Below are 14183 nucleotides of genomic sequence, written 5' to 3' on the forward strand. Positions count from 1 at the left end.
GCGCGTTCCTTGCCCCAGATGGATACCGCCCGCGCCCATGAGGAGTTCCTGCGCACCCGAATCTTCCCCGGGCTCGATGGGCTGCGCTGCCTGAGCATCGTCCTGGTGGTGGCCTACCACGTCTCGGGCATGCACTCGGGCTTCCTGGGACGAGGCTACCTGGGCGTCTCGCTCTTCTTCGCCATCAGCGGCTTCCTCATCACCTCGCTGCTGTTGCGCGAGCGGGACACGCACGGCTTCATCTCGCTGGGCCGCTTCTACGGCCGGCGCTCGCTGCGCATCTTCCCGCTCTACTACGCGATGCTCGGCACGTACGTGGTGCTCACGTTCGTGCTCGAGAAGGGCGTGGAGCGGGATGAGTTCTTCGGCAACCTGCCGGCGTTCCTCACGTACACGTCCAACTGGTTCGTCCCGCTGGTGCCGGACAAGCGCATCATCTTCTACTTCGCCTGGTCGCTGGCCACCGAGGAGCAGTTCTACCTGCTGTGGCCCGGCATCATGCGCCTGGCCCACCGCTGGGGCGCGGTGCTCTTCATGGCGGGCCTGCTCGTCATCTCCCTGTGGGCGCCGTGGGCCGTGGAGACGGGGCGGCTGGATGACTCGCTGCTCTCGGTGCGCATCATGGCCAGCTTCGCGCCGCCCATCTGCATGGGGTGCCTGGCGGCCTATGCCGCCCACTCGCCCCAGGGCTTCGCGTGGATGTACCGCGTGCTCGGCCCCTCGTGGGCCCCGCCGCTGCTGTGCGCCCTCGTGCTGCTCGCGGTGGGCACCGATGGCACGCCCTACTGGCTCTCCTCGGTGCTGATGACGGCGCTGGTGGTCTCCGCCTGCCTGCGCACGGACCACCTGCTCATGCCCGTGCTCACGCTGGCGCCGGTGCGCTACCTGGGGATGATCAGCTACGGCATCTACCTGATGCACATGCTGGCCTTCAACGTGGTGCGCCGCGCGGTGCCGGGCCAGGGCTTCGCCGTCTGGTTCCCGCTGACGATGGCCCTGACGGTGGTGATGGCGGGGCTGAGCTACCGCTACTTCGAGAGCCGCTTCCTGCGCCTCAAGGAGCGTCTGGCCGCCGGCCCTTCGCCTGCGGAGGCTTCCCAGGTGCCTTCGACGGCTCCAGCGTCAAGTCCAGCACCGTGATGGAGTAGGGCGGCAGCTGCGTCTCCAGGATGCCCGCGCTCACCGCGGCGGCGGGCTGCTCGGAGAAGCCGCTCGTCTCGCCGATGTACGTCATCACCCGCGCGCCCTTCAGCATGCCGCAGCCCTTGAGGTCCACCCGCGCGTTGCGCGCCGCGTCCGGCTCCAGGTTGAGCGCGATGGCCACCAGGCGCCGCCCATCGTCGCTGCGCGAGGCGAACAGCGAGGTGCCCTCCTGCGCGCTGGAGGGCAGGTAGATGTTCTGGAAGCCGCCGCCCTGCCCGTCGAAGTTGCGGTAGGCCCGGAACGCCCACCACGCGGGGCTGCGCGTCGGCGGGTAGGTGAAGTAGAAGGCCGCGGTGACGCCGCCCTCGGCGAAGCGGCCCAGCGCCTCGGCCTGCGCCAGCCCGCCGCTCATGTGCCGCGCGGCGCCGAAGTTGTACTCGCCGATGGCGATGCCCCGCCCCGGGTAGTTCTCCTCCACCATCTTCTTGAGCCGGGGGATGAGCCGCACCGGCTCGCCGATCCACGACTCGTCCTTGTAGTTCGCGTCCCACAGCGCGCGCGTGGAGCGGATGCGCAGCGCGTTCGTCTCCGGGTCCGTCTTCTCGCCCTTGTCCGGGGAGACGCCGTCCGCCTGCGGGTAGAAGTGCACGTCCAGCACGTCGAGGATGCGCACCCCCGTCTTCTTCTCGTGCTCGCGCAGCTTGCGCAGGTACCAGGGCAGGAGCGGCACGTTGCCGTGGGCCTTGCGGTCCGCGTCCGGCGAGGCGCCCTTCGCCACGTCCGCCGCCGAGCGGAAGTACCCCGTCCAGCCCCACTCCGTCGGCCCGGCGATGACGGCCTCCGGGTCGGCCTGCCGCACCGCCGCGCCATAGGAGAGCGTGCGCTCCAGCAGCTCGTCGTAGGTGGTGGGCTCCGGGTGCACGTCCCGGTGCGTGGAGTTCCACAGCATGGGCTCGTTGTCGAGCAGGTACATGTGCACGCTGCGCCCGCGCTTCATGTCCTTGTTGCGGATGGTGCGCACCCACTCGGCCACGTACTCGGGCGGCGCGGGGAGGCTCGTCTGCGTGGGCGGCGGCGGCGCCAGCTCGCGGCCCGTGGGCGTGCGGCCGTTGCCCGCCTCCTTCACGTCCGGATCCATCTTCTCCTGCAGGCCGAACTTCGTGGACGGGAAGCTCACCGAGCTCGTGTCCTTGGCCACCCAGCCAATCAACGGCACGGTGAGCGCGGACTCGAGCCCGTGGGCGCGGTTGGCCATGAGGAAGTCGTCATAGGTGAACTGCGCGTTGTCCCCCGGCGAGGTGTTGCGGAAGAACCAGTCGTTGGCCGTGTTCCACGCGTTCAGCTTCCAGTTGTAGCGGGTGGTGGGGTTGCCACCCCAGCGGCGCACCGTGGCGCCCAGCTCCCACTGGTCCGTGCCCTTGTGCTCCTTCAGCGCGTCGAAGGCGATGCCGTAGATTCGCGGGCTGATGAAGTGGCCGGGCGCCGTGCAGTCCACGGCCAGGCTCGCCGGCTTGGGCGGCCCCACCGGCGCGCGCACCATGCCCGCCGCGGGCGCGCCCACCACCGCCGCGTCCGAGCCCGTGAAGCCGAGCGACTCCAGCTGCACCCACTCGGTGCCCACGCGCTTGTGCGCGCGCATGATGACGCGGTCGAACGGCTGCCCCCTCGGGTTGAGCTCCGCCCAGGGCACCAGCACCTGCACCCAGTCCTCCTGGCGGTTCACCCGGTGCTTGCCCTCGATACGCACCCGCGGGAACACCGTCTTGTCCCCGGAGTCCAGCCGCACCTCCAGGAACTCGCCATACTCGGACGGCGCCTTGTAGCGGAACGCCAGCCCCGCGAAGCGGCCCTCCAGCGGCTGCAGCCGGCGCAGCGACCAGCCGCCCAGGTCCGCCATCATCACCTTCGCGGGCCCCTCGCCCTCCACCTCGCGCTCGGTCCAGCCGCTGGCCTCCCAGCCCGCCTTGAGGCCGCCCTGCCACGCCGTCTCCACCAGCGCCAGGGAGACCGCGCCCGTCTCGGACTCCACCAGCTGCGCCCCGGGCGCCGTCAGCCCGAGCCTGTCCACCTCCACCCAGTCCGAGCCCACCTTCTTGTGCGCCCGGAGGACGATGCGATCGAACGTCCTCATGTCCGGGTTCAGCTCGGCCATGGGGATGAGCAGCTGCACCCAGTCGCCGTCCTGCCCGACGACGTGCTTGGAGGCCACCCGCACGCGCGGGAACGCCGTCTTGCCCTCGGAGTCCAGCCGGACTTCCAGGAACTCGCCGAAGCCGGAGGGCGCCTTGTAGCGCAGCGCCAGCCCGCCGAACGTGCCGCGCACGGGCGTGGTGTGCTTGAGCATCCACCCGCCCAGCTCCGCCATCACCACCTTCGCCGGCCCGGTGCCCTTCACCTCGCGCTCGGACCAGCCGGCGTCCTCCCAGCCCGGCTTGAGGCCGTCGTCGTAGACGACCTGCGACAGGTCCACCGTGAGGCTCGCCCTGGGCGTGGAGGGCTTGGAGGGGCCCGGCGGCGCGGCGCGCGCTCCACCGTTCTGGCTCTCACACGCGACCAGCATGGCGCAGGTGGCCAGCAAGGCCACCCGTGGCCCTCGGCCCGCCCTGCTGCTTCCGGTCAGGCCCTGTCCTCGGCGCCCTCCGGTCCCGTGTCTCATGGCTCTCCGCTCGAGTCCTTCTCCGCGCTCCGCCGGGGCTCCGCACCGCCCCGCGAGGACGCCTGCCGGTAACGCGCGATGCGCCGGGCCACTTCCCGCCACGAGCCCGCCTCCGCCCTCGCCCCGCGCAGGTACTCCATGGTGTAGGCCACCGAGGTGCTCTTGAAGGCCACCTGCTCGAGCCCCAGCCTGTCGGCCAGCTTCGCCGCGCCCATCAGCGCGTCCGTCACCGGCCGGGTCGGCCCGGGCAGCGCCACCGCCGTGGCCAGCAGCGGCCGCGCCAGCGCGTTCATCTCGAAGAGCATCCGCCACGGATCCACCTGCGGCACGTCCGAGTGCCTGTCGGACAGCCGCGAGTCCATGATGCCGTAGCGGTGCGCCCGCGCCAGCCACTTCTCGAAGCTGGTGTGGTCCGAGCCGTGCAGCACGTACGAGTCGTTGCAGAAGCGCACCTGGCAGCCCGCCTTCTCCAGCCGGATGCCCAGCTCGATGTCCTCGGACTGCTTCAGGCTCGAGTCGAACCCGCCCACCGCCACGTAGTCCTCGCGGCGGAACGAGACGTTGCCCGTGTAGAGGTTCCACCCGTGGGCGCCCTGCTCGTGGAGCCGGCGCGCCAGCCGCTCGTGCAGGTACGCGTACCAGCGCTCGAAGAGCGGCATCTCCTCGAGGGCCGGATCCGGATCGATGCGCCCCAGCACCACGTTGCGAGAGCCCGGCGGGTGCTGCTCCAGGTGCCGCTGGATGAAGTCCTCCGGCACCTGCATGTCGTCATCGGTGATGATGACCACGTCGCCACGCGCGGCCAGCACGCCCCGGTGCCGCGCCGCCGCCGCGCCCGCGTTCTTCTGCGTCTCCACGCGCAGCGTGTACGGGAGCTGTTTCGCCAGCGCCTCCAGGGGCCCCTGCGCCGGCTCCTTGGAGCCGTCATCCACGACGACGACTTCGTAGTCGCTGGGGGGCAGCGTCTGGCGCGCGAGCTGTTGGAGCAGCCGCGGGAGCAGAGCCAGCCGGTTGTACGTGGCCATCACCACGCTCACCCGAGGCCGCTGTGCTTCGCTCCGCGGCGGGGCATTGGAGCCCGCCGAGGGGGAGTCGCTCACTTCTTGCTCCCCACCCGTTGCTGCAGCGTCACGCTGCCCAGGAAGCGCGCCTTGCCGATCAGCTCCAGCGTGTGGCGAGCCGCGGAGAACTGCGTGGAGCCCAGCGGCACGCACAGCAGCGCGCGCTCGGTGGCCATCGCCACCTCGACGCCCACCGGGTTGGAGAGCACCGAGTCGATGCAGACGACCACCATGCCGCCCTGCTCGACGTGCGCCTTCATGTCACGCACCAGACGCGAGGCGGCCCCGGGAGGCAGCCCCTCGGCGTCGATGAGGCGGATGGCGCGCTCGCGATACTGGCTGCCCACCTCGACGATGGCGCGCGCGGCCATGAGGCCCGAGGCGCCCGGCTGCGCGGGCACCACCACCAGCGAGTTCCACTTCTCGCGCTGGGTGAGCAGCGTCCACAGGTGGAGCAGCTCGGTGGGAATCGGCTCCGCGGGAGCGGGGATGACTTCGTTGTGTACGGGCTCTTCCGGCGCGATGGGCACCGGCGTCGGCGTGCCGCGCACGACGGACCACGGACGCGGACGCCCTGCCCCCGGCTTGGCGGCGTTGGCGTCGCCTCCCCGGGGAGGCCCGCTGCCTCCGGAATTGTCAGTCGGCTCGTACATAGACGGATCCAGTCTACTCATTTTCGGGCTGCTGCCCAGGGGTGCTTCCAGGGCAGGATCATGCGAGTGAACAGACAGTCGCCGCCGTTCCGCTCGTGCTGAACGCGCTCCTTTGCGGCTCATGTGCGCTCACCTCCGTCTTGCACCGACGATTCCAGCAGAGGCGCACCCTGAGTGGGGGCAGGTGAACGCTGCGGGCCCCAGGCTCGGGTGACGGTCGCCAGCTTGCCTGCGATGGTGACGGCCAGGGCCATGAGGATCATCGCGTACCAGCTGGTGATGCCCATGTCTCCGAAGCACTGGTTGATGTAGGCGAAGACGATGGCGACGACGACGAGCGCCGCCGCGCGCCAGTGGGGATGGCGGGTGCGGTGGTAGGAGCGCACGGCGAAGTAGACGGTGAGCGCTACAAACAGCCACACCCCTGTAAAGCCCACCACCCCACCGAAGGCGAGCAGGCCCAGCACGGAGTTGTGCGGGTGGTAGAGGTAGTCCTCGAAGAGGTGCGAGATGTCCGCGAGTTTCATCACCTCTTCGAAGCCGTGCCCGTAGCCGGTGCCCAGCAGCGGGTTTCGCTGCCAGGTGGAAATGAGGTTGAAGTTCTCCACGTCGCGGTAGTCCATCACACCGGTGTCGTTGTGCTCGCCGACGATCATCGACTTGATCGTGTTCACAGGCGAGAAAATGCCCACCGGGTTGGCCCAGCCGATGACGATATAGGCGAGGATGAACGGCGACAGGGCGAGGCCCGCGCGCGTCACGTAGCGCTTCACGCGCGTCCACGGGCTGATCAGGAACATGGCGATCAGGGCCTGATCAAAGCTGGCGTACGCCAGGCGGCGATCGTTGTAGTTCATCCCCATGAGGATGACGCCGCAGACCAGCAGCATGCGCCGGAAGTTCTTCCAGGTGGGCTCCTCCGTCCATTGCGTCAAGGCGATGGCCAGCCCGGTGACGTAGATCATCGTGTCCGAGTGCGTGGTGGCGTACTCGGTGTAGAGCCCCCGGGGCCGGGCGATGAAGACGATGAAGAAGGCGCCCAGGAAGGCCTTGGTGAAGGCGGCGGCGATGACGATGCGCGCCAGCAGGCGGAAGTCCTCCGGCCCGCGGATGGACACGGTGAGGAGGAACACGAACATCGGCATCAGCAGCAGCTTCTGGAGCTGCCACTTCGCCGGGCGCGCGTCGCCCCCGCGCAGCACGCCCCAGACGTACATCCAGCTGATCGTCACCAGGATCAGCAGCAGCGCCATGACGAGCGGGCGGGGCAGCGGCGTCATCCGCTCGTCGATCTTCAGGCCCACCGCCTGCCGGTAGATGTAGAGGAAGATGAGCCCGAACACCGACAGGTCGATGAGCGTGAAGCCCAGGCCCGGCACGCCGGTGACGACGTTGAGGTTGATGAAGAGCAGCCGGCCGATGAAGGAGACGGGCGAGTTCCAGTGCCCCGAGTACGGCACCTCCACCGCGCAGTCCACGATGAGCAGCAGGGCCAGCAGCGTGAGGACGGGGTAGCGCACCGGCACCTTGGCCAGCACCCAGAGCAGGATGGCCCCCACCATGGGCAGCAGCGCCACGGCCGGGAAGAGGACGAGCAGCCCCAGCGTCGCCAGCATCACGCCGGCCAGCAGCGTGAGGAAGACAGGTGTGCGGGAGAGGAAGGCTTCCATCGTCTTTCCTCAGGGTGCCGAGCCCGGGCGCGCGCTCAGGGCTTGCGCGCCTCGCGGGTGGTCCGCACCCACTCCCCCTTCTTGTCTCGAGGGCCCGCCACCATCAGCCACACCTTCCACGCCACGTAGAAGGGCGCCCGCATCAGGTCCAGCAGCCCGCGCAGGCCCATGCCCGACACCCACCAGCCGCGCAGCACGTACAGGCCCAGGCTCACCACGCAGAACGCCCCCGCCCAGGCGCTGAGCGCCACCTGCCCCTGCCACACGGAGAGCCCCGCCGCGGCCGCCGCGACCGCGACGGCGCCCAGCACCACGTAGCTCAAGGGCGGCACCAGCAGGTCCATGGCCAGGTCGAGCAGCACGTCGTCGCGCTTGTCCAGGGCCTCGCCCAGCAGCGGCACGCCGAACTGCTTCGTCATCGCCCAGCGTCCGCCCTCCCAGCGGCGGCGCTGCGAGCGGGCGGCCTTCTCGGAGGACACCATCTCCCCCAGCACCTCGGCCTCCCACGCGTAGTGCACGCGGTAGCCGGCGCGGCCCAGGCGGATGCCATACTCCAGGTCCTCCACGATGGAGAACGCGTCGTGCGGCACCTCGCGGATGACGCGGTGGCTGAAGCACATGCCGTTGCCGCGCAGGCCGCACGAGACGCCCAGCCGCTCGCGGCCCAGCGAGCGCACCTTGTGGAACAGCGCCAGGGCGATGGCCATCAGCCGCGTGCGCCACGAGGCATGCGGGTTGAGCACGCCGTAGTGCGCCTGGATGGCCTGCGCGCCCGCCTCCAGCCGCAGCCCGAAGGAGTGCAAGAGGTGCGGCGACACGTGCGTGTCCGCGTCCACCACCACCACCGCGTCGGCGAAGCCCTCCTTCAAGCTGTGCTCGAAGGCGTACGCCAGCGCGAAGCCCTTGCCGCGCTTCTCCGTGTCGTGGCGCACCAGCACCGTGGCGCCCGCCTCGCGCGCCCGCTCCGCCGTGGCGTCCGAGCAGTTGTCCGCCACCACCAGGATGCGCCGCAGCGCCGCCGGGTAGTCCAGGGCGGACAGGTTCTTCACCGTGCCGGCGATGCCGCCCTCTTCATTGTGCGCCGGGACGATGATGTCGAACTTCAGGCGCGGCGGGACGCGGGCCGGCGCCGGCATGTCCGCCGACAGCACCGTCAAGAGCAACAAATAGCCGCACGCCAGCACCACCGGCACCGACAGCACCAGCAACAGGATATCCGCCCACATCACGGCATCACTCCAAGCCAGGAGGCCATGACGCTCACCCCGAGCCTCGGTCCAGCTCCGCCAGCACGGGCACGCCCAGCCCCCGCTCCACCTGCCAGCTCTCCAGCACCCGCCCGCTGAGCACGTCCTTCGCCAGCGCCGCGAACACGCCCAGCAGCATCCCGGCGAAGATGCCGCCCAGGGCGATGACCAGCGCGTTGGGCTTGATGGGCTTGCGCGGGAACTCGGCCGGCGTGAGCACCGTGAAGCGGTACTTGAAGGACTTGGAGGCGATGTCCAGCTCCAGCTTCGCCGAGTCGATGCGCTTGAGGATCTGCTGCTGCGCGCTCAGCCGGCTGCGCAGCCGGTCCAGCGCCACCGCCGCGCTCGGGTTCTCCGACACCGCCGGCAGCAGCCCCATCAGCACCCGCTCCAGGCCGTACGGGTCCGGCACCGGCTCGTCCGGGAACGGCATGGACTTGCCGCCCAGGTCGCCGTACTCGGCCAGCAGCTGCTTCTCGTCCTCCTGCAGCGCCTTCACCTGCTGCGAGCCCTGGCGCAGCGCCGCCACCTGCGTCTCCAGCTGCACCACCGTCGGGTGGTCCGGCGCGTACATCTCCCGCTTCTGCGCCAGCTCGTCCTGCATCTCCGTCAGGCGCTGGTTGTGCTGCACCTGCGCGTCCGCGATGGCGCGGCGCTTGGTGCGGATGGCGAAGCGCAGCTGCGCCAGCTCCTGGTCCGTGGAGCCGAAGCGCGGCAGCAGCCGGGGGTCTCCCACCGCGCGGCGGCGCTCCAGCATGATTTCCGAGAAGGTCTGCGCGAAGTCGTCGTAGGCCTCCTTCACCGCCACCCCCGCCTGCTGCTCGTGCTCCTGGAGGATGGCGATGGCGTCCTTGATGCTGCTGAGCTCCTCTTCCTTGCTCTTGTCCAGGAAGCTCTGCTGGGCGGCCTCCACCAGCTCGTAGGCCAGCTGCGGGTCTCCCCACTCCACGCCGATGGCCACCTTGCCGTCGTTGGTGTTCACGCTGATGCGCTTCTCCAGCGTGCCCACCATGCCGTCCATCCGCGCGTCCTCGTCCGGCGGCGCGGTGAGCATGCGCATCACCGAGTCCTTGAAGCGCAAGAGCGGCGGGCGCGTGGCCTCCCACCGGTCCAGCAGGTTCAGGTCCTTCACGAGCTTGACCAGGTTGTCCTGGCGCAGCACGGCCTCCGCGGCGGCCTTCGTCGGCCCGTCCACGTCGTTCACCGGCCGCATGGGGTTGGGCGGATCCGGGTTGAGGATGTTGGCGCGCTCGGGGTTCACCAGGCCGGGGATGATGGTGTTCGCCGTGCGACGCGGCAGCAGCTTGCTCTCCGCGTACCAGGTGCGCGGCAAGAGCTTGGCCACCGCGATGGCCAGCGTCGCCGTCACCAGGAAGGTGCCCAGCACCAGGAACTTGTGGCGGCGCACCGCGTGGCGCACGTAGCCCAGGTAGTCGCGGATCTGCTCCCAGTCGAAGATCCGCGCCTGCTCGCGCTCCGCCTCGGGCAGCTCATGAGGTGCGGACATCGCTCTTACCTCCCGAGGTGGCCTCGGCCGCCCTCGCCAGCAAACGCAGCACCTGCTGCACGAACTCTTCCTGGGTGAACGGCTTGGTCAGATACCCATCCGCTCCCACCTCTTCGGCCTGCGCGCGGTCCAGCAACGTCCCTCGCGCGCTGATCATCAACACCGGCAGCCCCGCCAGCTCCGGCTGCCCCCGGATGTATTCGCAGACGTCGTAGCCGGACACGTCCGGCAGCGTCAGGTCCAGGCACACCAGGTCCGGCCGGCTGTGCGCCAGCTGCTCGAGCGCGGAGCGCCCGTTGGAAGCCTCCTGGATGCGCGTGACGCCCAGGGCGTGCAGGAACTCGCTCACCATCTTTCGGAAAAGAGGCGAGTCCTCCACCACCAGGACCGTGCGTTGCGAGACATCCATGGATGCGTTCCGGGTCCTCTCCAAGTCAGTCGTCGAGTCGCGGCCAGATGACGAGCACGGCAAACGCGTAACAAAGGTTGAAGATGACCATCATCAGGATGGCCTTCTTGACGCCGCGGACCGGGTGACGCTCACGCGCCGCCAGGCTCGGCAGCAGAATCATCGCGTACAGCACGGACAGCAGCAGGAACTTCTTCATGGCCTGGTGGGATTAAAGCCTACCATTCTCCTGTCGGATCACCAATCCAACGCCCATGAACCACTTATAGATGGGGTCGTTCTCGATCAGAAATTCTCTCAACCTCAAGAGTCGTCCGGACGCCACCACGGCCGAAGAGCGAGTGAGCGGCCACTGGAATTTCAGGGAGACCCGTTCATCCCCATCTCGTTCGTGGACGCCGTCCGTCATCGCCTGTGCAACGGACAACTCCAGGTCGAGCTGGGCCTTGCGGCGCCCCTTCCACTGGAGGGCGAAGCTGCCCTCCACGCGCGGGAAGAAGGCGGTGCTGTAGGCATTCACGAAGGAGGTGTAGCGCACCGCCAGCCTGGCCTTCACCGGCCAGTGGTAGCCCACGGGGACGGGCGTCTGGAGCGAGGCCTCGCCGATGGGCATGAGGATGCTCTCGTCCGGCAGCGGGTCCGGGAACACCTTCTGCGGGCGGCTCTCCCCCACCGCGGCGCCCAACTGCAGCCGGCCGTTGATCAGCGGGGTGAACTGGTACTGCGCCAGCGGTGTCGCCTGGACCACGGACAGGTGCCCATCCGTGGAGAAGCTCACATCCCGCGCGTAGACTTCCCCGCCGAGGACCAGGCGACGCGTCACCGAGTGGAAGGCCTGCGCGCGAAGCTCCGGGCTCACCTGCGCGGGCGTCACGCGGTCGGAGGTCGGGCGAGGGACGGTGGGCGGATCCAACAGACCGTTGTAGACGAGGCCGCCCGCGACACCGATGTACGTGCGGCGCAGGCCGGTGAAGTCGAAGCCCACCATGCTCTCCGAGTACGCGTACTTGCTGGCGTCCAGGTAGCGGGGGTCTCCCTCGGTGTTGTTCGCCGGGACGCGGAAGTCCTCGAACGGGAAGTAGCCATAGGTCAGCGACTCCATGGCCCACAGCTTCAGGCCGCGGGTGGCCTGGAACTCGCCGCGCAGGAAGAGGAAGGTGAGCACCTCCGTCGTGGGCTGGGTGACGGTGCGGCGGATGAGCAGCTGCGGCTCGAGGATGGCCTTCAGCTCCATGCGCGGCGTGTAGAGGATGACCTGGCCTCGGGGCGTGAGCACCACGTCCTCGATGACGCGCCGGTCCTCGCGCTCGGTGAGGTTGGGCGTGCGCAGGAAGGTCTCCGCGCGGAACTCGGACGAGTAGCGGAGCGCCGGCGTGCTCGCCAGCACCATGCTCGTCACCAGCGCGGGGAGCATCGCCATGGGCTACTCCACCACCACCACGTCCCCGGTCCTCAGGACGAACGCGGCCCCCTTGCCCTCGGTGCGGCTGACGGCCTCGTAGTCGAAGCGGATGCGCATGGGCGTGGGGTTGTCCGGCTGGCGCCGCAGCACGTAGATGCCGTCCAGCTGCGCGTAGTCCGTGAAGCCGCCCGCCTGGGCCAGCGCCTGCAGCACGCCGGAGCCGGGCTCCAGCTCCTTCATGCCCGGGCCCTTCACCTCGCCCAGCACGGCCACCTGGACCTTCTTGGGCTCCGTCACCCGCACGGTGACGGTGGGGTTGCTCACCAGCGGCTTGAGCAGCTCCTCGATGCGGCGGGCGAGCACTGGCGGCGTGAGCCCCGCGGCGTCCACGTCGTTCACCAGCGGCAGCGTGATGCGCCCGTCCTCGCGGACCAGCGCGTTCTCCGTCGTCAGCTCGTTCTGGTTCCACACCTTGATGAAGAGCCGGTCCCCCTTGCGGATGATGTAGCCCTCGTCCTGCAGCGAGGGCGGATCCCGGTAGTCATCCACCCAGACGAAGCGGCCCGGGGCGTAGCAGGCGGCCAGCGCCAGCAGCACGGCCGGCAGGGCTCGGCGGAGGAGTCGGAAGGGAGAGGAGTTCACACGACGCATCATGAGTTCAGCTCCAGCTCACGCGGCGGAGGCCTGGACGGGCGCGCGCCGCCGGCGCACCACGCGCAGCAGGCCTTGCAGCTCTTCCAGGCGCACCGCGCCGGTCACGAACACGAGGACGATGTAGAGGCTGGCGCCCACCACCAGCCGCAGCGGACCCAGGCCCGCGAGCGCCAGGTGCACGGCCGTCACCACGGCGCAGATGACGAGTGTCTTCACGAGCCGCGTGACGCTCTGCCTGTCGAAGGCGCGCCGGCCCACGGCGCTCACCAGCAAGGTGACAGCCACCGTCTCGCAGACGAGCAGCCCCAGCGCGGAGGCGCACGCGCCGCCCACCGGGCCGAACCACGCCAGGAAGGGGCGCGCCAGCGTCAGGTTGATGAGCGAGTTGAGCACCATGGACACCACCGAGGTGCGCGTCACCCACCAGCCCTTGCCCAGCGCCGTCAGCACCGCGGCGCACACCATGGCCACGTAGGTGAGCGCGAGGATGGGCGCCTGCAGCCGCAGCACCGCCGCAGCCGGCGCGAACCGGTCGCCGTACACCAGGTGGATCCACACGTCGGCGCCCAGCGCCATGGCCAGCGCGAGCGGAATGGAGAAGGCGGACACCGCCTCCAGCGTGCGGCGGGCCAGGCGGAACAGCTCGTCCTGGGACTGGGCGGCGGCGCGCGCCAGCAGCGGCATCAGCACCCAGGTGAGCACCGGCGCCGCCATCAGCGTCATGCCCGCCAGGTTCCACCCGGCGCCGTACCAGCCCACCTCCGTGGTGTTCGTCAGGAAGCCCAGCAGGAAGATGCCCATGGGGCCGTTGGCCGCCAGCGCCGCCTCGTTGAGGAAGAAGGGCAGCGCGCCCTTCATCGCCTCGCGAGTGCCCTTCGCGTCCAGCCGGAGCTCCAGCCCCGTGTGCCGGCGCGAGAGCCGGAAGAGCACCACCGCCCGCACCACCTCCGAGGCCAGGATGGGCACGCCCAGCCACGGCAGCGGCAGCCCCAGCGCGAGCACCAGCAGCTGGCCGCCGCCCCACACGCACTTGGTGGCGATGTTGGCCACCGAGAGCCCGTCCACCTTCTCGCGCGCGTGCAGCACCGCCGCCAGCGTCCCGTTGCACCGGAAGAAGAGCTGGTACACGCCCAGCAGCAGCACCAGGAGCCGCAGGGGGTCCGGCTTGCCCTCCACGTGCATCAGCCCCTGCATCACCCCCAGCAGCGCCACCGCCATCAGCACCTGCAGCAGCAGCGTGCCGCCGAAGAACTCGCTGGCGTGCTGGGGCCGCAGGGCCACCTCCTTGCGGATGTAGACCTCCAGCCCCAGGCCGGCGAGCACGAAGAAGACGGCGGTGAAGCCCTCCGAGGCCCAGTTGAACTGACCGAAGGCCTCCGGCCCCAGCACGCGCGGCAGCAGCAGGCGCACCGCCAGCGCGATGCCGTACGTCACCATCAGCGAGCCGCCCAGCTTCACGGCGTTTCGCATGGACGTCGTCACGTCCAGCGCCGCGGGCTGCGGAGCCGGGGGAGACGCCGCGGCGCTCGGATCTGGGGTCTGCGTGGACATGGGCTCGACGGCGATGGGGATCCAGGCCAGTGAACGACAGCCCTCCACCCGCGTCAATTCGCGGGCAGCCTCCCCGCCTCCGAACCGAGCCGCCGGGCTGGCGCCCCCCCTACCCAGGAGGGCGGGCCGGCTGGACTCCTCAGCTGGCGCCGTTGCCGGTGATGACCACGGGCACCGTCTTCAGGATGAGCCCCAGGTCCGTCAGCAGGGTCCAGTTGTCGATGTACTGC

General features: G+C 69.8%; 12 protein-coding genes. 1 reads left to right on the forward strand and 11 read right to left on the reverse strand.

Going from position 1 to position 14183, the window contains the following annotated elements; genetic code table 11:
* Positions 1-18 precede the first annotated feature (18 nt).
* A complete protein-coding gene (locus tag KY572_RS32605) occupies positions 19-1140 on the forward strand; it encodes an acyltransferase family protein (protein WP_224247569.1) in 1122 nt (373 codons plus the stop codon).
* Here KY572_RS32605 and KY572_RS32610 read toward each other — a convergent pair.
* From KY572_RS32610 to KY572_RS32660, 11 genes are all read right to left on the reverse strand, one after another.
* Positions 1055-3727 (reverse strand): glycoside hydrolase family 44 protein, encoded by a 2673-nt coding sequence (locus KY572_RS32610; protein WP_224247555.1) that lies wholly within the window; start codon positions 3725-3727, stop codon positions 1055-1057. The genes KY572_RS32605 and KY572_RS32610 overlap by 86 nt on opposite strands.
* Positions 3728-3795: 68 nt before the next feature.
* A complete protein-coding gene (epsD, locus tag KY572_RS32615; RefSeq protein WP_224247556.1) occupies positions 3796-4899 on the reverse strand; it encodes an exopolysaccharide biosynthesis glycosyltransferase EpsD in 1104 nt (367 codons plus the stop codon).
* Complete coding sequence (locus KY572_RS32620; RefSeq protein WP_224247557.1) at positions 4896-5513, reverse strand: hypothetical protein; 618 nt, start codon at positions 5511-5513, stop codon at positions 4896-4898. The genes epsD and KY572_RS32620 overlap by 4 nt, the downstream gene beginning before the upstream one ends.
* A 119-nt stretch (positions 5514-5632) precedes the next feature.
* A complete protein-coding gene (gene wzy, locus KY572_RS32625) occupies positions 5633-7183 on the reverse strand; it encodes an exopolysaccharide repeat unit polymerase (protein ID WP_224247558.1) in 1551 nt (516 codons plus the stop codon).
* 35 nt (positions 7184-7218) lie between these two features.
* The gene (epsU, locus tag KY572_RS32630) at positions 7219-8409 is read right to left on the reverse strand and encodes an exopolysaccharide biosynthesis GT2 family glycosyltransferase EpsU (RefSeq protein WP_224247570.1); all 1191 of its coding nucleotides are present in this window, start codon (positions 8407-8409) and stop codon (positions 7219-7221) included.
* A gap of 34 nt (positions 8410-8443) precedes the next feature.
* Positions 8444-9937, reverse strand: a complete 1494-nt coding sequence (locus KY572_RS32635; RefSeq protein WP_224247559.1) for a GumC family protein — start codon at positions 9935-9937, stop codon at positions 8444-8446.
* A complete protein-coding gene (locus KY572_RS32640) occupies positions 9921-10346 on the reverse strand; it encodes a response regulator (protein ID WP_224247560.1) in 426 nt (141 codons plus the stop codon). Before KY572_RS32640 ends, KY572_RS32635 begins: the two co-directional genes overlap by 17 nt.
* A 25-nt stretch (positions 10347-10371) precedes the next feature.
* Positions 10372-10545, reverse strand: coding sequence for a hypothetical protein (locus KY572_RS32645; protein ID WP_224247561.1), 174 nt, complete (start codon positions 10543-10545; stop codon positions 10372-10374).
* Between the two features lie 12 nt (positions 10546-10557).
* A complete protein-coding gene (locus KY572_RS32650; protein ID WP_224247562.1) occupies positions 10558-11766 on the reverse strand; it encodes a hypothetical protein in 1209 nt (402 codons plus the stop codon).
* Between the two features lie 3 nt (positions 11767-11769).
* Positions 11770-12402 carry a polysaccharide biosynthesis/export family protein gene (locus tag KY572_RS32655; RefSeq protein WP_224247563.1) on the reverse strand — a complete coding sequence of 211 codons (633 nt, stop codon included), beginning with the start codon at positions 12400-12402 and terminating at the stop codon, positions 11770-11772.
* Positions 12403-12417: 15 nt separating this feature from the next.
* Positions 12418-13953: an oligosaccharide flippase family protein gene (locus tag KY572_RS32660; RefSeq protein ID WP_224247564.1), complete on the reverse strand. Its 1536-nt coding sequence runs from the start codon at positions 13951-13953 to the stop codon at positions 12418-12420.
* Positions 13954-14183 lie beyond the last annotated feature (230 nt).

The organism is Hyalangium gracile (assembly GCF_020103725.1).
Classification (GTDB): Bacteria; Myxococcota; Myxococcia; order Myxococcales; family Myxococcaceae; genus Hyalangium; species Hyalangium gracile.